Source organism: Pantoea sp. UYEF8, assembly GCF_040546285.1.
Taxonomy (GTDB): domain Bacteria; phylum Pseudomonadota; class Gammaproteobacteria; order Enterobacterales; family Enterobacteriaceae; genus Pantoea; species Pantoea brenneri.
Map to the genome: position 1 here is coordinate 22,829 of NZ_JBEPNM010000015.1, position 20,380 is coordinate 43,208.

Below are 20,380 nucleotides of genomic sequence, written 5' to 3' on the forward strand. Positions count from 1 at the left end.
TAGCTAACAAAATCAGCCCGGTGAAATCTTTTATCATGCTAAGTCAAATTTGCAGTTTTGTGCTTTTTGTTAAATATTGCTTATTGATGATCCTCTTGTGTTCATCACTGCTCAGGGTATGATTTTCTATCCCAATGCTTACCGGTTGGGTTTTTCAGGTAAAAAAAGCCTTTTTTCCGGTAAGGTCTGTCTCTGAATTCACCAGCGTTAGCAATAAAAACAGAACTCGTCACGACAGCCAGAATGACTTTAAGTGGCACGGCTTCTATTCCTGACAGACATTGAGAACAGACAGGTTGGTGAATTCTTTTAATCTTTTGCTGATGATCTACAGGGTTTGATATGGCGGAACACTCTTCTTCAATCGATGACGAATCTCAAGGGTATATCCTTAAATCACTTGAGGATATGCGGCGTAAATTGCTGGATTTGACTTCACGAAACCGGCTATTAAATTTTCCGGTTAACCAAAAGCACTCTTCCTTACGTATCATCAATGAGCTGCCAGATCAGCTATTTCAAACCCTCAGGTCAGAACAGGTCATGCAGTTCGCTCCTGTGCCGGATCCGACCAAAGCACAGTTACAGCATTTTGGTTATCTGGATAAAAATGCCTCTTCAGCAGAAGAGAAAGCAACGAAATCCTTGCCCGATGCGAAAACCTGGGCTGGAAAATTGGGTATCAATACCAGCTATGAGTTGCTGAGCAGTGCTCAAAACAATATCTCATCAGAAGATTATGAGCTGGTAATCAAAGCAAGAGATGTCATCCTTGAGCATCTGAAAGAAAACGGGGGCTCTTTAGCAGGCATCAGAAGTACTGAGGCTAACTCCGGCCTTCCAGGCGAACATCTGGATTCTCTTCTTACCCGGTTTGGCTACAAAGATATCGGTGAGTTTGAGCGCGATACGAAAGCGGGCAAGCCGTTGCGTAAACCATCAGTTCAGGCATCCCTGACCGATGACCAAATACAGACACTTTACTATCCAGCCGAGCTGGAAGCCGTGTTGCGCTCTATCCATGGTAAGGCGCAGGTCGCAATTGAAGAGACGGGGGCCGGTATTCTCTATTTGTCCCTTGGCTTTCTGGAATGGTATGAAAGCGAAGATTCAGATAAGGCTCGACTTGCTCCACTCTTTACTGTTCCGGTGACGCTTGAGAAAGGTAAGCTCGATCCACAGGCCGGCCTCTATCGTTACCACTTACGTTATACCGGGGAAGACATTATCCCTAATTTGTCGCTGCATGAGAAATTACAGGGCGATTTTGGTATTGCCTTGCCCAGCCTTGATGACGAGATGTTGCCTGAAACTTACTTCAAACAAATACAGGCAATCATCGAAAAGAATAAGCCGCGCTGGAAAGTGCGTCGCTACGGAGCATTGAGCTTATTAAACTTCAGCAAGATGCTGATGTATCTGGATCTTGATCCAGAGCGTTGGCCTCAAGGTAGTAAAAACTTACTGAATCATGAAGTGATCAAACGCCTTTTTACGTCTCAGGCGGGAAATAATTCGAATACAGGAAGCTTGTCCAGGGAGTATTCGATCGATACTCTCGATAACATTCATGAAAAATTTCCGCTTATTTATGATGCTGATAGTTCGCAGCATAGTGCTCTGATTGATGCTGTAAACGGCGAAAATTTGGTAATCGAAGGACCACCAGGGACGGGGAAATCACAAACAATAACGAACCTTATTGCCGCTGCGATGCTAAATGGTAAAAAGGTTCTCTTTGTTGCGGAAAAGCTCGCTGCGCTAGAGGTGGTAAAACACAGACTCGATAAGGCGGGATTAGGTGACTTTTGTCTGGAGCTTCATAGTCATAAATCGCATAAGCGTAAGGTTTTAGAGGATATTCAGAAAAGGCTGCATAATCCGTCATTGCAAAAAACGCCTGCGCAAATTGACGCAGAGATTTCACGCTATGAAGATTTGAAGAGTCAGTTAAACAGTTACGCTCAGGAAATTAATGAGATTTGGAAGCATACCGAGCTTACTATTCACCAGATTTTGACCGGGGCGACACGCTATCGACGCGAACTGGGTATCGATCCCACTCAATTGCATATAGAAAACCTTTCGGGGCAGAAATTGGATCGCGTGGCGCAGTTAAGACTACGTGACCAAATCAAAGAGTTTAAAGATGTCGTTGTGGAATTTCGTCAACAGGTCGGTGAGCAGGCTGAACTATGGGAGCATCCCTGGTATGGCATCAATAACGTCGATATCCAGCTTTTCGACAGTGATAGAATCGTTTCAATTCTGAATGAATGGAATGTAGCGCTAATCTCATGGCAGCAGGCACTCTCAGGTTTTCTAAATCAGTATTCGATTGTTACTGCCAATCATGATGAAATGAGCTGGCAGACTCAGTTAGTTGAGTTGTCCGGTCGACTTCCGGATCTGCCCGCTGAAGCTGATTTTCAGGCTTACGCCAGACTTGATGACAATAAGGTTGAACATTTAAAAAATTGGCTGGTGGATTTCAATGTCGTTCAGGCTGATTATCGTCATATGGCTGACTACCTGATGCCTGAAAAATTGCGTCTCCTTGAGGAAGGGGCTTCTGCGCCTGACTTCCCGAATATCGCTAAAACGTTTGGTCTGGATAGCGTGACCACGCTTGCTGATGTCGTACGTCTGATTCGCAGTTTAGAGCAAATGCATGCTTCTTTTGAATCAGATCGTGAGCATCTTTCCGCACTACTTGAATCTTTACCATCTTCTGTTTCCGAAAGATTTCCTGTTACTCCGCAAGGTTTTAGTCAAATAGCGACATTTATTTATGTTGCATTTGAGCTACCTGGCGATTTAGTTAAATACAGACATGAAAGGTTCGATGATGATGGTATCGAGCCGCTGATCGAAGAGTTAAGCCAGCGGTTGGCATCGTTACAGACCCTGCGCGACCAGTTAAAGTCACGCTTTGTACTGAATAAAGTAACTGATGATGAACAGCTGAAGACTATTGAAAGCAGCTTGCACGACTCTGGCTTGTTTAGCTGGTTAAGCGGCTCATGGCGACAAGCCAAAAATACGCTAATCGGCTTATCCAGCGAACCTAATACAAAATGGAAAACGCTTTATGATGAACTGCCCAGGCTTCGTCAGTATGCTCAAGAACTAGCTGAGTTTGAGGCACGTAATTTTAGCCAAATTTTCGGTGAGCTTTATCAAGGATTAGAAACCGAGCCGAGCCAGATGCGGCAGCTTCGAGACTGGTATAGCAAAGTGCGTAGTGTCTGGGGTATCGGCTTCGGCGCTAACGTTGCCATAGGCAGCGCTTTACTCACTTTGGATAGTCAGATTTTCAAAGGTATCCAGCAGTTAAAACATCAAGGTGTGGATACTCAAATCTCGCAGCATCTCACCAAACTGAAAGAGTATGAAAAAACTATCCCGTCAAACGTTTTGTTCCCTGAAAACGTTCAAACACTGACCGGTGACACAAATATTTTTTCACCTCTTATAGCGAACCTTAAGGATGCACTGTTTCCAATACAGCAATGGTTTACAGCTGAGCAACTTACTTTGGAGACAGTAAATGAAAAGATCGTCATCTTGCATCAAATACAAGAAAAGCAGAGTGCTATAAGTGAAGATACCTTGCTTGGAGATATTTTTGCGATAGCCAATGAAATAGCTTTTGGAGCAAGTAAAGATAACACGCGTCTTCTAAATGTGATGAGTGAAACCATTACTTTTACAGAACAAATGCGTGAAAAAATCCACAACTCTGATTTGGCTGATGCTATCAAAAAGTTATCCGGCGGCGATGAGTACCGAAGCCTACAACAGCATTTTCACGCCCTTGAGCACAAGTGGGAAATTCAAACAGACCGGCAAATGAATTTTGCAAAGGAGACTCAGCTTGATATTGTGCAATGGCAGCAACGATGCCAAGATCGTCTCTCCGCATTAATAGAGCGTAATAAAGGAGCAATATCTAAACCTCGATGGTTAAATGGTTGGATTAATTTTACCCGCGTATCTAAAGCAATTGAAAGTAACGGACTACAGCGTATCCGTGATGCGATCATGAGCCATACACTTGCAATTGAACACATCGATACCGGCTTGCAGGTGGCTATTTTCGATCAGCTGGCGCGCGAAGTTGCTTCTGAACGTCCGCATCTTCTACAGGTGTCGGGTAATAGCCGGAGCGCCATGCAGAAAACATTTCGTGACTATGACAAGGCGCTTCAGAAACTGCAGCGTGAACGTATCGCAGCCGTTATTGCGAGCAATCCGGTTCCCCAGGGTGCATCAGGGGGAAGAAAAGCAGACTATACGGAAATGGCTCTTATCAGAAACGAGACCGGCAAGAAGACGCGGCACGTTCCGATTCGTCAACTTATTAATCGAGCCGGTCGCGCACTGCTCCAGTTGAAGCCCTGTTTTATGATGGGGCCAATGTCTGCGGCTAATTACCTTCAACCGGGTGACATTGAATTTGATCTTGTTGTGATGGATGAAGCTTCACAGGTTAAGCCTGAGGATGCGTTGGGAGTTATCGCGCGCGGTAAGCAAATTGTTGTAGTTGGTGACCCTAAACAGCTTCCGCCAACCAGCTTCTTTGATCGTGCAGGCATTGATGATGATGATGAAGACACCGCTGCAGTAAGTCAGACTGACAGTATTCTTGATGCCTCTTTGCCGCTTTTCAAAATGCGCCGTTTAAGATGGCATTATCGTTCTCAGCACGAGAGCCTGATCGCCTACTCTAACCGTCATTTTTATAATAGCGATTTAGTGGTTTTCCCATCACCTAACGCTCATGCTCCAGAGTATGGCGTTAAATTCAGCTTCGTTAAAAACGGCCGTTTTATTAATCAGCATAATATTGAAGAAGCTCGGGTTATTGCCAAGGCTGTGGCTTTACATGCAATTCATTCACCTGAGGAGTCTTTGGGGATCGTAGCCATGAACTCAAAGCAGCGTGAACAAATTGAACGAGCCATTGACGAAATGTGTCGTGAAGACTCTCAAGCTGAGGCGGCTATCGATCGGTTAAGAACGAAAAGCGATGCACTCTTTGTTAAGAACCTCGAAAACGTTCAGGGCGATGAGCGCGATGTCATCTTTATTTCGTTTACTTATGGGCCGGGTGAGGCCGATGGCAAAGTATATCAACGCTTTGGCCCTATCAACTCAGATGTCGGCTGGCGTCGCTTGAACGTTCTTTTCACTCGTTCCAAAAAAAGGATGCATGTTTTCAGCTCAATGCGAGCGGAAGATGTTCAGGTAACAGAAACATCTAAGCGTGGCGTTCAGGCTTTACGCGGCTTTTTGCACTTTGCTGAAAAGGGCAACATGGATGGGCTTTCTCAGATTACTGGAAAAGCGCCGGATAGTGATTTTGAAGTAGCCGTTATTACAGCGCTGGAAAGTGCTGGCTTCCGTTGTGAACCTCAGGTCGGGGTAGCCGGATTCTTTATTGATATTGCGGTTCGTGATCCCGGTAAGCAGGGACGTTATTTGATGGGGATTGAGTGTGATGGTGCAACTTACCATTCTGCTAAGTCCGCTCGTGACAGGGATCGCTTACGGCAGGATGTGTTAGAGGGACTGGGATGGCGGATTCGTCGTATATGGTCCACAGATTGGTTCAGTAATCCGGATGAGGTTTTAGCACCTATCCTTCGCGAATTACATCAGCTAAAAACTCCGGCTCCTGACGAATCCTACTCGGAAGAACAAGCTATCGCTGAGTTAGTTGTTGAGGAACATAAAAATAGAACGGATATTGCGGCATACAACAATACTTCTGAGCCTTTGAGAGCGAGGCTAGAACGTTTCGCTCGTGAAGTTATTGATATAGCCTGTCCCGACATTCCTGCTGAAAACAGACTACTTCGACCGGCAATGATTGAAGCTTTAGTAGAACATCAACCACTTTCACGGTCAGAATTTGTGGAGCGTATACCAAAATATTTGCGTGAAGCGACCGATAGCAAGGCTGGGAAAACATATCTCAATAGTGTGTTAGCGTTGATTGATGGTGAAGATATCTCAAGCGAGATTTAGTACCTCGCCTGAAATGTTGGAGCATGGATGCTCAACAGAGACATATGAGCCAGGGCGGTGATCATTAATCGTGATCATAAAAATAGTGATCACTCCGTTCGTGAGTGATCACTATACTGATTAACTAACTGATTTTTTTGTTTTTTTATCATCTACCCTTGCGCACGTGATCATTTTCTTGATCACTCATTTATATAATGTATTGAAAATAAAGGAATTTCTACTGCGTCGTTTTAACAGCTGATATTTTTAATATGACTTGTGTCGTCAATGTCGCTATACAGTCATTACACTCATCTAAATCATATCTCGTATTGTAAATGGCGGGATAATCCCTTGGGGTAAGTTAATCAGATAACGACGCGCAGTACTGGCTTTCAAATTATGCAGCTCGCAGTAAAGCGTCACCGAAGTACCTATAGGCCAAAAGTGAGTGTAATAGCGATCAAAGTGTTCTTTCCAGAAAGCGCTCATCTTACGTTGCTTCAATCGGCGGACTGCATTTTTTTCCGGTAATTTATTCATTTCAACATACTGCTCTGCACTCACTCCGCATTGTTTGAATTGTTGTTGCCAGGTGCAGCGATGCATACTCCAATAGACCAGACGCTGGATTTCAACTCCTGAGTCTCTGAAATTTTTATAAACCCACCAGCGCGGTAGGCTATGTTCGTCTGCATATTCCGCTGGTGATACGTTGTGATTGAGGACCATTTGCAGGTAATTCTGACGATGTCTAAAGACGTCAGGTTCATTTTTTCCTGTCATGAGATTAATTGTGTTTAACGAATATGGCTTGAACCAATTCAGCTCATCGTCTTCCCACCCGGGGAAACGTTTTGGCTGGTGGTCGTTATCATGTTGTTCGGTAGAAGACAAAATGGTTTTTTCCTCAGTCTCTAAGGTGGAGTCAATAATGGTATGGAATGCTTTCTGCTTTTTCTGATGACGAATCCCGGTTTCGTAAGTTTTAATCCCAGCAGGGTTTCGCTCTTTACTCCGCCTCTTTCCAAGGTAGCTTATGCGCTTTATAAATCTCGCTTGCGAATCGATATCTCCACGGTTGACCTTGTACCATGGATTTTGTGGCAACCAATGAGTTCCGCCGGTGGTGCTCTCCCATAGCTCGGCCATTAAATCCACTAAAGGCTGCGCATAACAAACATAATGTCCATTAAGAATCAGCACATAGTGGTAGTGCTGCGCGTGGGACTTATCCTGCTCACGCACCCATGCAAAATTAATAAATGTTTTGGGATACTTTTTGCGGATAGCAGGAATAAGCACCCTCTGGAAACGGGTCATCGGACTATTGTCATGCGTATATGTGCTAAGCCTGAAATCCATGCGGATAGCAAACAAACGGCTTGAGAGCTGAAGTGATTCCTCAGCCAATGCAAACAGTCTATTTAAAATGCCTTTATTCTGGTCTGATTCACTGGGAATCACATTCCAGATAATGTCTTTGTAAATGAAACTATATCTGTTTGAATCGAACATCATGGTCAGCCTATAAGTAAATATTATAAATATCCTGAATCCTGTCAGTACCCGGTAAAACTTATTTCCAGCCGCCTCAATGCCTGGCAAGATTTTTCACCGTTATTTAATATTGCTTTCCTGCATAGATCTTGTTTCATCCTGTTACAGGAGTACGGAGCAATAAAAAAGCAGAGCGGGGCTCTGCTTTAATTTGCAACAATTGTGGATTTTATTATTAGCTTCTTTTTTGCCAGGCTTCGTAATCAGCAAACTTCCAGCCAATTGTACGGCCTTCACGCATGATCGGCTGCGGGAAGGCACCTTGTTTAACCCAGCGGTAAAGGGTTGTCCTGCTGCAATCTAATAACTCCATCATTTTGCTGATGCGGATAATAGGTTGCGGACGGAAATGTACTTCGTGGATGTTGTTTGTGTTCAACTCATACCTCATTAAATTGCTTTGGTGTGAGCGAGATTGAAACAAAATTGCGAAATGCTGTCCGGTGAGTACCTTGGGTAGTCACCGGTGACTACTTAGTATCTTATTGATTTTTATTGATTATAACGGATCGTTATTTTTAGGCGGTTTCTTGGTTGCTCGGGACAGTAACCTTGCGACTTGTTCCATTGACAAGGGAGGAGAACCATTTTTCCAAAGATGAAAGCCTTGGTCTTCCAATTCCTTAGCTATCTTTGACGGCAATGGCAGAAAGTTTTTTAAATCATTTTTTGTTTTATGCTTCCATTCATGAGGCTCGTTATAAAGAACGTATAATGCTGCCAGAAGAATCTGTTCGCGGTTAGTAGCAAATTTCTCGGCGTTTGGATGTGGCTCACTAAGCTCTTTTTTCAATCGGGCATTTTCTGAACACAATTGCTCAATTTCCGCCATTAAGGTGGCTTCACGATCCGTCCATGAAGGTGCCATAGTCCCCGCATCGTTAAAGTCTGTATCGAAGGCGCTTTTTAAGTCAGCTTTCCGGTACCCATAGAGTTCCAGTTTCGGATCGTTGATGCTTTCATCGTTCAGCTTGCTCATGAGTGATTGAGCCGAAGTGCCAATAAAGCGTCCCAACTCTTCAAAAGATCGAGGCTTGCTATCCCTTTCTCTCTCTAGTGACGCATTCAAGATGGACACATCAAGCATTAACCCGTTTTCTAATCGATATAGCTTTGGAGCTACTTGTAGAGCAAGAAGCGTAGTAACAAAACTATCAGCAACGTCTTGCCATGAAGCGGACGGTTTAACGGATTTCATATACAAGCAAATTTGTTTAAGGCTGACAAACTCCGCTTCTTTGTCACGCCGCTCACTAATCTTTTTGTCGATTCTATCAAACAGGTTCATGTTCACTGAGTCCTGATAGCAGATGATGTAGCATGAGGATTACATCACCCACTACATCACCTTAAAAGCCAGAAAACAAAAAGGACTCAGCCAGTTTCCTGTCTAAGTCCTTGATAAATTTGGTGGCCCCTGCTGGGTTTGAACCAGCGACCAAGCGATTATGAGTCGCCTGCTCTAACCACTGAGCTAAGGGGCCAGCGGAGCGGGGATTATAAAGTATCTCTTCTGAGCGATCCAGCACTCAGCCACCGGTTGCTGAAATAAGCAGCAAGCTTTTAATTGCTGATTTCTATAACAAATATCCTGATAAACCGTAACAGGGTCTCAAACTGGTACGGCAGGATGCCGCCGTACCCTCATCAAAAACGCCCTGACGGGTAGCGGAATCAGCTCTGGTGGTAGCGCGTAGCGGATTTATTACGCGACAGGTGAGGCACCATAGTGCCGCGTGCGCGATCGTAATCCTGCCACATCTGCAGATCTTCCAGCGGTGGAATCGTTACCGCTTCCTTGTTGTCGAGGCCCGCCAGCGCCGCATCGACCATTTCATCGACTTCCATCAGCATTTCGGCAGGGATGGTGTTGATCGGCTGGCCGGCACGGTCAAAAATCTCGGTACGGGTTGCGCCAGGCAGCACTGCCTGCACCTGCACACCGCTGTCAGCAAGCTCACGCTGCATCGCACGCGTTAGCGTCAGTACGTAAGATTTAGTGGCATTGTAGGCACCGTTGAACATCTCATGCACCAGTGCCAGCACCGAGGCAATATTAATAATGATGCCGTTGCCACGCGCTTTGAAGACCCGGGCAGCGGCCTGCGCCAGCCGGGTGGGCGTCACGATATTTAACGTCAGCATGGTATTGATGCGGTTGATGTCCGCCTCAAGGAACTCTCCCTCCACGCTCATACCCGCGTTGTTCAGCAGCAGTGTAATGCTGGCATTAGTGACCAGTTCAGACTCTACCCGCTGCACATCCTGTTCACTGGTTAAATCAGCAGCCAACACCTTAACCTGAATAGCGTGCTGCTCACTCAGTAACGCCGCCAGCTGGTTCAGACGCGATTCGTCGCGTGCCACCAGAATCAGATCGTAACCGCGTGCAGCCAGTCGTTTTGCATAAGTTGCGCCGATGCCGCTGGACGCACCGGTTATTAACGCCGTACCTGATGTTGACATAATTTACTCCTCGTATGATGGTCGTCATAATTCACACCAATATGACGACCATCATATGCGCCGTCAAGCTGGAATATGATGAGCGTAATAATTACTATAATAGCCAGAAGCAGCGCATCTGAAACCGCAGGAGAGGATATGGAGAAGCAGACCAGCAAAGCGCATACGCGGCAGCGTATCCTGAGTGAGGCTGCGCGAGTTATGCGTGAAACCGGCACCGAGGGCATTGGTGTGGCGGCTCTGATGAAGCGGGTTGGCCTGACGCACGGCGGCTTTTATGCGCATTTTGCCTCACGCGAGGAACTGGTACAGGAGGTGCTTAAGCATATGTTTGCCGAGGCGGGCAGTTTTGCGCCAGCGGATCGGGTGACCCAGCCAGGCCAGCGGTTAGCCGGATTTATTGATACCTACCTTTCCGAGGCGCATCGCAATACCCCAGCGGAAGGATGCCCAATCGCTGCGCTGGTGAGCGAAGTCGCGCATCTGCCTGAACAGACCCGCTCTATTTTTACGCAGGGTATCGATGCGCTGCATGACGGCCTGGCGCAGATGCTGCGCGAGCTGGAGCGTGAAGATACGGATGCGCTGGCATCCAGTATGCAGGCCGAGATGGTCGGGGCGCTGGCGCTGGCGCGTGCCTGCCCGGATGCGAAGCATGCCGGTCAGCTGTTACAGCGCAGCCGTGACGCCCTGAAGCAGCGCGCCGGACTGGTGGCAGCATGATTGAGCACAGTATCCGCGACATCATCAGCGCCAATCTGAACGTCCTGTTCTGTGGCATTAATCCGGGTCAGTCAACTGCACATCAGGGCTATCACTTTGCCCATCCCGGCAATCGCTTCTGGAAAGTGATCCATCTGGCCGGTTTTACTCAACAGCTGCTTAAACCGGAAGAGGAGCAGCGGTTAACCGAGACGGGATGTGGCATCACCATGCTGGTTGAGCGTCCAACCGTGCAGGCGAATGAGTTAGCACCGGATGAATTACGCGATGGCGGCAAGCGCCTGATTGAAAAGGTGCTGCATTACCAGCCCGCAGCCTTGGCGATTCTGGGTAAAGATGCCTTCCGGCGCGCCTTTCAGCAGAGCAAAGTGGAATGGGGTAAACAGCCGATAGCGATCGGTAAAACGGCGGTGTGGGTACTGCCGAATCCCAGTGGACTGAATCGCGCTTCACTGGATGAGATGGTTGAAGCCTATCGACAGCTCCATAACGCATTGCAGGCGGGTTAAAACCGACGGTAACAGCAGGGCAGGGCGGTTATTGCTAAACGACAGGCATAAAAAACCCCGGCGTGCCGGGGTTTTTGTCTGACTTAATCGTCGAGGAAGCTGCGCAGCACTTCCGAACGGCTCGGATGGCGCAGTTTACGCAGTGCTTTGGCTTCAATCTGACGAATACGCTCACGCGTCACGTCGAACTGTTTGCCCACTTCTTCCAGCGTATGGTCAGTGTTCATGTCGATGCCGAAACGCATGCGCAGCACTTTCGCTTCACGTGCGGTCAGGCCAGCCAGCACGTCGTGGGTCGCAGAACGCAGACTTTCTGAGGTAGCAGAGTCCAGCGGCAGCTCCAGCGTGGTGTCTTCGATAAAATCGCCCAGATGCGAATCTTCATCATCACCAATCGGCGTCTCCATTGAGATCGGCTCTTTAGCGATTTTCAGCACTTTGCGAATCTTATCTTCTGGCATCAGCATACGCTCAGCCAGTTCTTCCGGCGTCGGTTCACGGCCCATTTCCTGCAGCATCTGGCGCGAAATACGGTTGAGCTTGTTGATGGTCTCAATCATATGCACCGGAATACGGATGGTACGTGCCTGGTCAGCGATAGAGCGGGTGATTGCCTGACGGATCCACCAGGTCGCATAGGTCGAGAATTTGTAACCACGGCGATATTCAAACTTATCAACCGCTTTCATCAGGCCGATATTACCTTCCTGAATCAGGTCGAGGAACTGCAGACCACGGTTGGTATATTTCTTCGCAATCGAAATAACCAGACGCAGGTTTGCTTCCACCATCTCTTTCTTCGCGCGACGCGCTTTCGCTTCACCGATCGACATGCGACGGTTGATATCTTTTACCTGCTCAATGGTCAGGCCGGTCTCTTCTTCGATCTGCGCCAGTTTCTGCAGGGAACGCATAACGTCATCCTGCACTTCCAGCAGCTTTTCAGACCACGGCTTGTTCATCGCCAGCGCCGCTTTGAACCAGCTTTCGTTGGTTTCATTGCCGGTGAACAGGGTAATGAAGTTTTTCTTCGGCATTTTGCACAGTTCGATACACAGCTTCATGATCAAACGTTCCTGAGTACGGACACGTTCCATCATTTCGCGCATGTTGTTCACCAGGTAATCGAACTGCTTCGGTACCAGGCGGAACTGTTTGAAGACGTCAGAGAGGTTCTGGATTTCGGCAACGGCATCAGCGTGGCTGCGGCCTTTGCTCTTAATCACATTGCGGGTGGTTTCATACTGCTTACGCAGGTCAGAAAACTTCTCGCGCGCCAGTTCCGGGTCGATAGAGTTATCGTCGTCGGAGCTGTCATCGTCGCTCTCTTCATCTTCTTCTTCATCGTCAACACGATCGGCTTCAGAAAGCTCAGAGCCCACGTGCGTTGCCGTAGGGGCCAGATCTTCTTCCGCGTTAGGATCGACGAAACCGGTGATCAGATCGGACAGGCGTGATTCGCCTGCTTCAACTTTGTCGTACTGATCCAGCAGGTAAGTAATCGCCTCAGGGTATTCAGCAACGGAACATTGAACCTGATTGATACCGTCTTCAATACGCTTCGCGATGTCGATTTCGCCTTCGCGCGTCAGCAGTTCGACGGTACCCATTTCACGCATATACATGCGGACCGGGTCGGTAGTACGCCCAATTTCAGATTCAACGCTGGATAACACCTGAGCTGCAGCTTCCGCGGCATCTTCGTCAGTATCGGAGCTGTTTTCGTTCAGCATCAGATCGTCGGCATCCGGGGCTTCTTCAACCACCTGAATACCCATGTCGTTAATCATCTGGATGATGTCTTCGATCTGATCTGAGTCGACGATATCTTCCGGCAGATGGTCATTGACCTCAGCATAGGTCAGATAGCCTTGCTCCTTACCACGGGTGACAAGAAGCTTAAGCTGTGACTGCGGGTTTTGCTCCATAAGACGGTATCCACACTTCTGTTAATTAGATTGGTGTCGGTCGGCAGCGAGCCAACAATAGCAGTGAAGGCGTTTAGTTCTTGCCGCTGCCCTCGTCGCGGCGTGGGCTTTGCCCATCAGTATTCGGCACTTAAGCCGCTTGTATAAACTCGGTGCTAATGGCCTGGCTTACTCGCCATTCTGGTCCCCGGCAGTGCTCGCCTTCCTCACGTACTTCAGTACGCTGCGGAGGCTGTGCGCTGGCGATAACCAGACTGGCAGCGACGCCGACGGCCTTTAAAATTTGTGCTGCTGGCCTGGCTTACTCGCCATTCCGGCCATAAAACGCTTAATCTGTCCTTTCATACATCAGAACGGACAAATCATTAAAAAAGGTTATTTTCTGGCAAAAGCCTGGCTCAGTGTCCAGAGCTCGCGGCGCTCATCGGCGCTCAATCCCTGGGTGCGCTCGCGCGCAATCAAAAACTCCAGGCGCTCTTCAAGAGCAGAATCGTAGATGCTGGCCAGCGAGTCCTGAAACACCGCTTCGGCTTCCTCATCTACTATCATGTGGTTCCAGATCGCCAGAGTTTCAAGCGTCTGACTAAAATTTGTCCCGCGATATAACTCTAGTAGCTGTCCGGTGGTCAATCCAGGATTCTCATTACAACGGCCCACTAATTCGATAAATAGCGGTAATCCCGGCATTTTTGACTCAGACAACCCATCAAGCGACGGCACCAGGGTGGCCAGCTGCGGGTTCTGAATCAGCAGCGCGACCAGCACCCGCATCGTGGTTCGCTTAAGCGGTGGTGCAACTGGCGCCGTTCCGCTTGCGGCCAGCTTAGGCATCAGCTTTTCAAGCTGATTGTCATCCAGGATACCCAGCTTATTGCCCAGCTCCTGACGCATATAAATACGCAGGGTTTCGCCAGGAATCTGCGAAATCAGCGGCAAAGCCAGCGTACTCAGGCGGGCTTTACCGTCGCGTGAACTCAGATCAACCTGCGGCAGCAAACTGTCGAATAAAAACGAAGAGAGCGGCATTGCCTGCTCCATCCTCGCTTCGAAAGCCGCTTTGCCCTCTTTGCGCACCAGCGTATCCGGGTCTTCGCCATCCGGTAAAAACATAAAGCGTAGCTGACGACCATCATTCATGTAAGGTAATGCGGTCTCAAGCGCACGCCAGGCGGCTTCACGGCCAGCGCGATCGCCGTCGTAACAGCAAATCACGTTGTCGGTACTGCGAAACAGTAGCTGAATATGCTCAGCCGTGGTTGAGGTGCCCAGCGAGGCGACGGCGTAATCAATGCCGTACTGCGCCAGTGCCACCACATCCATGTATCCCTCGACCACCAGTAAACGGGCGGGTTCCGGATGATTTTTTAGTGCTTCATACAGGCCGTAAAGCTGACGACCTTTATGAAAAATAGGTGTTTCCGGCGAGTTCAGATACTTAGGCGTATCGTTGCCTAATACCCGTCCGCCAAAACCAATGACGCGGCCACGCTTATCGCGAATCGGAAACATGACGCGGTCGCGAAACCGGTCATAGGTGCGACCCTTATCATTGCTGACCAGCATGCCAGCTTCCATCAACGACTCACGGTCTTCCGACTGCTTACCAAACCGTTTGAGAACGTTATCCCAGCCGGCAGGCGCGTAACCAATGGCGAAATGATTGATGATATCGGCGCTCAGACCACGACGATCAAGATAGTCGCGTGCTGGCTGCGCACTGGATTGCTGCAGGCCCTGCTGATAAAAACCGTTCAGGTTCTCCATCAGCTGATACAGGCTCTGGCGCTGATGGCGTTCCATCTGGCTGGGCCCGCTGCCTGCTTCATAAGGCACGTCTAAACCGTGGGAAGTGGCAAGCTCTTCGATACTTTCAACAAACTCGAGACGATCGTAGTTCATTAAAAAGTCGATAGCGTTGCCGTGTGCGCCACAGCCGAAACAGTGATAGAACTGTTTTTCGCCGTTTACGGTGAAAGAGGGCGTTTTTTCATTATGGAAAGGACAGCACGCGTGGAAATTCTTACCCTGCTTTTTCAGCTTAACGCGGGCATCGATCAGATCCACGATATCCGTGCGGGCAAGTAAATCATTAATAAATACGCGTGGAATTCGTCCAGCCATACGCCCCAGATTTTCAGCTCATAAACGGCAACAAGCCGCGCTTCCTTTCGGAAAGCACGGCCTTTTACTTGACTCTGTCTGCGTTTAACACGCGGTGGAGGCGGACCTCCAGAAGAAATTAGTACAGACGAGTGCGGCGTGCGTTTTCGCGAGCCAGTTTCTTGGCGTGACGCTTAACTGCAGACGCTTTAGCGCGCTTACGTTCGGTAGTCGGTTTTTCATAGAACTCACGACGACGAACTTCAGCCAGAACGCCTGCTTTTTCGCAGGAACGCTTGAAGCGACGCAATGCTACGTCAAATGGCTCGTTTTCACGTACTTTAATTACCGGCATGTAACTCTCACCTCGATAAAATTCGGTTTTTGCTGCTGACTGCGGCGCCAGCACATTTCAAAATGGTGCAGCATTTTACTCCAACTCGCGTTGGTTTGTAAAGCACCATGGATAATTTGAAACCAACAGGAGCGTTTGCCTGTGCGGCTGCCGGTTTTTCCAGGGGCGGGAGTATAGCGTACTCTTTAGCCGACAGAAAATGACTTTTTGCGGGGATTGCCCGCTCTGCCCGCACAATTGCTGTGCTAAACTGCGCGCCGCGAGAAAGAGGTGATGCAATGCGAATTCTGGGTATTGAAACGTCCTGCGATGAAACCGGCATCGCAATTTATGACGATGAGGCCGGGTTACTGGCGAATCAGCTGTACAGCCAGGTAAAACTGCACGCCGATTATGGCGGTGTGGTGCCGGAACTGGCATCACGCGACCACGTGCGTAAAACGGTGCCGTTAATTCAGGCGGCGCTGAAACAGGCTGGGTTAGCGCCGAATCAGATCGATGCGGTGGCGTATACGGCCGGTCCGGGCCTGGTCGGCGCGCTGCTGGTCGGTGCCACTATTGGCCGCGCGCTGGCCTTCGCCTGGAAAGTGCCCGCGGTGCCGGTTCATCATATGGAAGGCCACCTGCTGGCACCGATGCTGGAAGACAATCCGCCTGCATTTCCGTTTGTGGCGCTGCTGGTATCGGGCGGGCATACCCAGCTGATTAGCGTCACCGGTATCGGTGAATATGCATTGCTGGGCGAATCAATTGATGATGCGGCCGGTGAGGCGTTCGACAAAACTGCCAAGCTGCTCGGGCTGGATTATCCTGGCGGACCGATGCTGTCGAAGATGGCGCAGCAGGGAACGGCAGGACGCTTTACCTTCCCGCGTCCGATGACCGATCGTCCGGGGCTGGACTTTAGCTTCTCGGGCCTGAAAACCTTTGCCGCCAACACCATCCGCGCCAATGATGATGACGCGCAGACCCGCGCTGATATCGCCCGGGCCTTTGAAGATGCGGTGGTCGACACGCTGGCGATCAAATGCAAGCGCGCGCTGGATCAAACCGGTTTTAAACGTCTGGTGATTGCCGGCGGCGTCAGCGCCAACCGGACGCTGCGTGAGCAGATGGCGGTGATGATGCAGAAGCGTGGCGGAGAAGTATTTTACGCGCGCCCTGAGTTCTGTACCGATAACGGTGCGATGATCGCGTATGCGGGCATGGTGCGGTTGAAAGGCGGAACGCGCGGGGGATTAGGCGTCAGCGTACGACCACGCTGGCCGCTGGCGGAACTCCCCGCCATCTGAAGGTAAAAAAGCCGGCTTAGCCGGCTTTTTTTATTCCTGCGATTTCTTCTTACGCTTCCAGATCTTTCCTTCCTGACCGCGCCACAAACGCTGAATATTGTCGTGATGGCGTAACAGGATCAGGCAGGAGAGCATCGAAACCGGAAAGGTGAATTGGGGCTTAAACCACCAGACGTAGAACGGAGCAATCAGCGCGCTGACAATCGCGCCGAGCGATGAGTAGCCGCTGAGCAGCACGGTGAGCAGCCAGGTGCCGGTCACCAGTCCGGTTAAGTCCCAGCCAATCGGCGCAATCGCCCCGAAAGCCGTCGCGACACCTTTGCCACCGCGGAACTGGAAGAACACCGGATAGATATGACCGAGGCAGGCCGCGATCGCCGTCAGGCCCAGAAACAGTGGCGTCACATGCAGCAGATACGCCAGCCAGACCGGCACCATCCCTTTCAGCACATCAAACACCAGCACGCAGGCTGCTGCCGCTTTACCACCAAGGCGTAACACGTTGGTAGCGCCAGGGTTGCCTGAACCGTGGGTACGGGGATCGGGCAGGCCAGCGAGTTTGCAGACCAGAATCGCACTGGAAATCGAACCGCAGAGATACGCGAAAATAATCATACCAGGCGCGAAAGCACTCATAACACCGTACCGTTACCTTTTGGGTCGTTTTGATCTCATCAACCGTGGATAATACGCATAATCCGCCGGAAGTGGTATCCGGCTTAGCCAAAAACAGAGACCATCATCATGGATATCGTATTTATAGAACAACTCACGGTGTTCACCACCATTGGCGTTTACGACTGGGAACAGGGTATGCAGCAGAAGCTGGTGCTCGATGTCGAAATGGCGTGGGATAACCGTCTGGCGGCGCGCAGCGACAATGTGAACGATTGCCTCAGCTATGCCGACGTCTCTGAAGCGATTCTGACGCACCTGACCGGCAGTCGTTTTGCGCTGGTTGAGCGGGTTGCTGAAGAAATCGCGGATCTGTTGATGAACCGTTTCAATTCGCCTGGCGTACGCGTAAAGGTAAGCAAACCGGGCGCTATCGCCCAGGCAGCGCAGGTTGGCGTGCGAATTGAGCGCGGGACTATTCCTAAATAAATGCGATGTGATTGCCATCACAATGAAACCAAACCAAATTACTGTCTGTCATAGCGAGTGCCGTTTCGTTGGAGCAAGCGAAATGGCCTAAGACCTTAAGGTTTTACTCAGGCTGATGCAGGCATGATTTCAGGCGATAGCCTTTGCGCTAGCGCCTTTTTAATGGTTTTAAAACGGATAGAGGAAAAATTTGATGGCAGATATTCATCAGCTTTGGGTAGCTGCAATCCTGGGCGTTGTGGAAGGGCTGACCGAATTTTTACCGGTCTCATCCACAGGGCACATGATTATAGTGGGTCACCTGCTGGGCTTTGAGGGCGAGAAAGCAGAGACCTTTGAGGTGGTTATCCAGTTAGGCTCGATTCTGGCCGTTGTCGTGATGTTCTGGCGGCGTCTGTTTGGCCTGATCGGTATCCACTTCGGTGAAGTAAAACATGAAGGTGTCGGTAGCGGACGTTTATCACTGATCCACATTCTGCTGGGCATGGTGCCAGCGGTGGTCGTGGGGCTGGTACTGCACGATCAGATCAAAACGCTGTTTAATCCGATCAACGTGATGTATGCGCTGGTGGTGGGGGGCGTGCTGCTGCTGGCGGCAGAGTATCTCAAACCGAAGCAGCCGAAAGCGGTCGGCGTCGACGATATTACCTATCGTCAGGCGTTTATGATTGGCTGCTTTCAGTGCTTAGCGTTGTGGCCGGGCTTCTCTCGTTCAGGCGCGACCATTTCCGGCGGGATGCTGATGGGCGTGAGCCGCTATGCGGCCTCTGAGTTCTCCTTCATCCTGGCGGTACCAATGATGATGGGCGCGACGGTGCTTGATATGTGCAAGAGCATCGGCTTCCTGACCATGGCTGACTTTCCGATGTTCGCCGTGGGCTTCGTAACCGCCTTCGTGGTGGCGCTGATCGCGATTAAAGCCTTCCTGGAGCTGATTAAGCGTATCTCGTTCGTCTCATTCGCCATCTACCGCTTTATCGTGGCGGCAGCGGTTTACATGGTCTTCATGTAAACCGAGCGCAGCCTGCTAGTCAGGCTGCGGTATAGCCAGACCCTGCGCGACGGCGTCAATCCGTCGTCGCGTTAACTCCTCCCGCACCTCTGCACCTTTAAAGCCCGCCTCAATCACCGCTTTGGTCGGCACCGCCTGCGCCAGCGCAAACGCTCGTCGCAGATAGTCACCCTGCGGATACGCCATACTTTCCAGACCGGCACGCCCGCGCGCATCGGCTTCGCTGGTCAGCGCCATCTGCTCGACGCGTTGCGGTTTGCGCCAGGCATCGATCCGATCAAACAGCGCCACCAGTGAGGCAGCCGACTGGCGCTCAATGGTATGCACGATGTCGTGAAATTCGGTGACGATTAGCGCCAGATCGCGAATCGCATTAGGCACCCGCAGACGCTGGCAAATCGCCTCAACCAGCGGCACGCCCGCCAGGCCATGGCCATGATGGCTGGGCCATTTTTCAGGCGGCGTCAGCGCCTTGCCGACGTCGTGGAACAACGTGGCGAAGCGCACATCGACTGATTCAGAAAGCGCGGCCGCCATGGTCAGCGTCATCAGGGTATGCACGCCGGTGTCGATCTCCGGATGCCACTTCGCCGGTGCCGGAATGCCAAACAGATTATCGAGTTCCGGGAACAGCACCTGCAACGCGCCACAGTCGCGCAGCACCTGAAAATAGACCTGCGGATTGCGGCTGGTCAGCGCTTTTTCCGTCTCTTTCCATACCCGCTCAGCGGTCAGATGGGCCAGTTCGCCGCTGCTGACCATTTGCTGCATCAACTGCTGCGTCTCGGCGGCAATACGGAAGTTGAGATGGGCGAAACGCGCCGCGAAGCGCGCCACGCGTAACACCCGCAGCGGATCTTCATTGAAGGCGTCAGAAACATGCCGCAACTGGCGCTGGGCGATATCACGCTGGCCGTGGTAAGGGTCAATCAGCCGGCCGTTTTCATCCTGCGCAATCGCATTGATGGTCAGATCGCGGCGTTGTAAGTCCTGCTCCAGCGTCACATCGGGCGCGGACCAGGTCACGAATCCGGTATAGCCTTTCCCGTTTTTCCGCTCGGTACGCGCCAGCGCATACTCTTCGCGGCTGTCAGGATGCAGGAAAACGGGAAAGTCGCGACCGACCTGTTGATAGCCCTGCTCAAGCATGGCCTCGGGCGTGGCACCGACCACCACCCAATCTTTGTCTTTAACCGGCAGCTTCAGCAGTGCATCACGCACTGCGCCGCCCACAAGAAACGTCTTCACGCAAAACTCCAGAGAAAAAGAAATGACCTGCACGCCGGGCGCATCCCGCGCGACACTTCAGCAGTGCA

At 50.3% G+C, this 20,380-nt stretch carries 15 protein-coding genes and 1 tRNA gene; 6 read left to right on the forward strand and 10 right to left on the reverse strand.

Annotated features, from left to right (window positions below; all coding sequences use genetic code 11):
* The first annotated feature begins 342 nt into the window (after positions 1 to 342).
* Positions 343 to 6,033: a DUF4011 domain-containing anti-phage protein Hhe gene (gene hhe / locus ABIB18_RS20910; protein ID WP_354475548.1), complete on the forward strand. Its 5,691-nt coding sequence runs from the start codon at positions 343 to 345 to the stop codon at positions 6,031 to 6,033.
* A gap of 297 nt (positions 6,034 to 6,330) precedes the next feature.
* Here the strand turns inward: hhe and ABIB18_RS20915 are convergent, their stop codons facing one another.
* The 5 genes from ABIB18_RS20915 to ABIB18_RS20935 form a co-directional block, all read right to left on the reverse strand.
* The gene (locus ABIB18_RS20915) at positions 6,331 to 7,623 is read right to left on the reverse strand and encodes a YagK/YfjJ domain-containing protein (protein ID WP_354475550.1); all 1,293 of its coding nucleotides are present in this window, start codon (positions 7,621 to 7,623) and stop codon (positions 6,331 to 6,333) included.
* Between the two features lie 127 nt (positions 7,624 to 7,750).
* Positions 7,751 to 7,954 (reverse strand): helix-turn-helix transcriptional regulator, encoded by a 204-nt coding sequence (locus ABIB18_RS20920; RefSeq protein ID WP_283342604.1) that lies wholly within the window; start codon positions 7,952 to 7,954, stop codon positions 7,751 to 7,753.
* Between the two features lie 120 nt (positions 7,955 to 8,074).
* Positions 8,075 to 8,863 (reverse strand): hypothetical protein, encoded by a 789-nt coding sequence (locus ABIB18_RS20925; RefSeq protein ID WP_283342605.1) that lies wholly within the window; start codon positions 8,861 to 8,863, stop codon positions 8,075 to 8,077.
* Between the two features lie 120 nt (positions 8,864 to 8,983).
* Positions 8,984 to 9,059, reverse strand: a tRNA-Ile gene (locus ABIB18_RS20930).
* A gap of 190 nt (positions 9,060 to 9,249) precedes the next feature.
* Positions 9,250 to 10,041, reverse strand: a complete 792-nt coding sequence (locus ABIB18_RS20935; protein ID WP_089561962.1) for an SDR family NAD(P)-dependent oxidoreductase — start codon at positions 10,039 to 10,041, stop codon at positions 9,250 to 9,252.
* A gap of 138 nt (positions 10,042 to 10,179) precedes the next feature.
* Here ABIB18_RS20935 and ABIB18_RS20940 point away from each other — a divergent pair, with 138 nt between their 5' ends.
* Both ABIB18_RS20940 and mug read left to right on the forward strand, forming a co-directional pair.
* Positions 10,180 to 10,764 carry a TetR/AcrR family transcriptional regulator gene (locus ABIB18_RS20940; protein ID WP_354475553.1) on the forward strand — a complete coding sequence of 195 codons (585 nt, stop codon included), beginning with the start codon at positions 10,180 to 10,182 and terminating at the stop codon, positions 10,762 to 10,764.
* Positions 10,761 to 11,273, forward strand: a complete 513-nt coding sequence (gene mug / locus ABIB18_RS20945; protein WP_031376491.1) for a G/U mismatch-specific DNA glycosylase — start codon at positions 10,761 to 10,763, stop codon at positions 11,271 to 11,273. The genes ABIB18_RS20940 and mug overlap by 4 nt, the downstream gene beginning before the upstream one ends.
* An 83-nt stretch (positions 11,274 to 11,356) precedes the next feature.
* On the opposite strand, the gene rpoD is transcribed toward mug, so the two are convergent.
* From rpoD to rpsU, 3 genes are all read right to left on the reverse strand, one after another.
* Positions 11,357 to 13,201 carry an RNA polymerase sigma factor RpoD gene (rpoD, locus tag ABIB18_RS20950; protein ID WP_031376492.1) on the reverse strand — a complete coding sequence of 615 codons (1,845 nt, stop codon included), beginning with the start codon at positions 13,199 to 13,201 and terminating at the stop codon, positions 11,357 to 11,359.
* A 375-nt stretch (positions 13,202 to 13,576) separates the two neighbouring features.
* A complete protein-coding gene (dnaG, locus tag ABIB18_RS20955; protein WP_031376493.1) occupies positions 13,577 to 15,322 on the reverse strand; it encodes a DNA primase in 1,746 nt (581 codons plus the stop codon).
* 118 nt (positions 15,323 to 15,440) lie between these two features.
* Positions 15,441 to 15,656, reverse strand: a complete 216-nt coding sequence (rpsU, locus tag ABIB18_RS20960) for a 30S ribosomal protein S21 (protein WP_001144069.1) — start codon at positions 15,654 to 15,656, stop codon at positions 15,441 to 15,443.
* A gap of 278 nt (positions 15,657 to 15,934) precedes the next feature.
* Here rpsU and tsaD point away from each other — a divergent pair, with 278 nt between their 5' ends.
* Positions 15,935 to 16,948 carry a tRNA (adenosine(37)-N6)-threonylcarbamoyltransferase complex transferase subunit TsaD gene (tsaD, locus tag ABIB18_RS20965; protein WP_069729241.1) on the forward strand — a complete coding sequence of 338 codons (1,014 nt, stop codon included), beginning with the start codon at positions 15,935 to 15,937 and terminating at the stop codon, positions 16,946 to 16,948.
* 30 nt (positions 16,949 to 16,978) lie between these two features.
* On the opposite strand, the gene plsY is transcribed toward tsaD, so the two are convergent.
* Positions 16,979 to 17,584 carry a glycerol-3-phosphate 1-O-acyltransferase PlsY gene (plsY, locus tag ABIB18_RS20970; protein WP_046289254.1) on the reverse strand — a complete coding sequence of 202 codons (606 nt, stop codon included), beginning with the start codon at positions 17,582 to 17,584 and terminating at the stop codon, positions 16,979 to 16,981.
* Between the two features lie 108 nt (positions 17,585 to 17,692).
* On the opposite strand from plsY, the gene folB reads away from it, so the two are divergent.
* The gene (folB, locus tag ABIB18_RS20975) at positions 17,693 to 18,052 is read left to right on the forward strand and encodes a bifunctional dihydroneopterin aldolase/7,8-dihydroneopterin epimerase (protein ID WP_031376495.1); all 360 of its coding nucleotides are present in this window, start codon (positions 17,693 to 17,695) and stop codon (positions 18,050 to 18,052) included.
* A gap of 193 nt (positions 18,053 to 18,245) precedes the next feature.
* Positions 18,246 to 19,064, forward strand: a complete 819-nt coding sequence (bacA, locus tag ABIB18_RS20980; protein WP_354475557.1) for an undecaprenyl-diphosphate phosphatase — start codon at positions 18,246 to 18,248, stop codon at positions 19,062 to 19,064.
* Between the two features lie 15 nt (positions 19,065 to 19,079).
* Here bacA and ABIB18_RS20985 read toward each other — a convergent pair whose 3' ends face one another.
* Positions 19,080 to 20,312: a multifunctional CCA addition/repair protein gene (locus tag ABIB18_RS20985; RefSeq protein WP_031376497.1), complete on the reverse strand. Its 1,233-nt coding sequence runs from the start codon at positions 20,310 to 20,312 to the stop codon at positions 19,080 to 19,082.
* Between the last annotated feature and the right edge of the window lie 68 nt (positions 20,313 to 20,380).

What these genes read in the sequence shown, in the direction of transcription:
- hhe (WP_354475548.1), top strand. Translation starts at nt 343, where the DNA reads ATGGCGGAACACTCTTCTTCAATCGATGACGAATCTCAAGGGTATATC.
- ABIB18_RS20925 (WP_283342605.1), bottom strand. Translation starts at nt 8,863, where the DNA reads ATGAACCTGTTTGATAGAATCGACAAAAAGATTAGTGAGCGGCGTGAC.
- ABIB18_RS20935 (WP_089561962.1), bottom strand. Translation starts at nt 10,041, where the DNA reads ATGTCAACATCAGGTACGGCGTTAATAACCGGTGCGTCCAGCGGCATC.
- ABIB18_RS20940 (WP_354475553.1), top strand. Translation starts at nt 10,180, where the DNA reads ATGGAGAAGCAGACCAGCAAAGCGCATACGCGGCAGCGTATCCTGAGT.
- mug (WP_031376491.1), top strand. Translation starts at nt 10,761, where the DNA reads ATGATTGAGCACAGTATCCGCGACATCATCAGCGCCAATCTGAACGTC.
- rpoD (WP_031376492.1), bottom strand. Translation starts at nt 13,201, where the DNA reads ATGGAGCAAAACCCGCAGTCACAGCTTAAGCTTCTTGTCACCCGTGGT.
- dnaG (WP_031376493.1), bottom strand. Translation starts at nt 15,322, where the DNA reads ATGGCTGGACGAATTCCACGCGTATTTATTAATGATTTACTTGCCCGC.
- rpsU (WP_001144069.1), bottom strand. Translation starts at nt 15,656, where the DNA reads ATGCCGGTAATTAAAGTACGTGAAAACGAGCCATTTGACGTAGCATTG.
- tsaD (WP_069729241.1), top strand. Translation starts at nt 15,935, where the DNA reads ATGCGAATTCTGGGTATTGAAACGTCCTGCGATGAAACCGGCATCGCA.
- plsY (WP_046289254.1), bottom strand. Translation starts at nt 17,584, where the DNA reads ATGAGTGCTTTCGCGCCTGGTATGATTATTTTCGCGTATCTCTGCGGT.
- folB (WP_031376495.1), top strand. Translation starts at nt 17,693, where the DNA reads ATGGATATCGTATTTATAGAACAACTCACGGTGTTCACCACCATTGGC.
- bacA (WP_354475557.1), top strand. Translation starts at nt 18,246, where the DNA reads ATGGCAGATATTCATCAGCTTTGGGTAGCTGCAATCCTGGGCGTTGTG.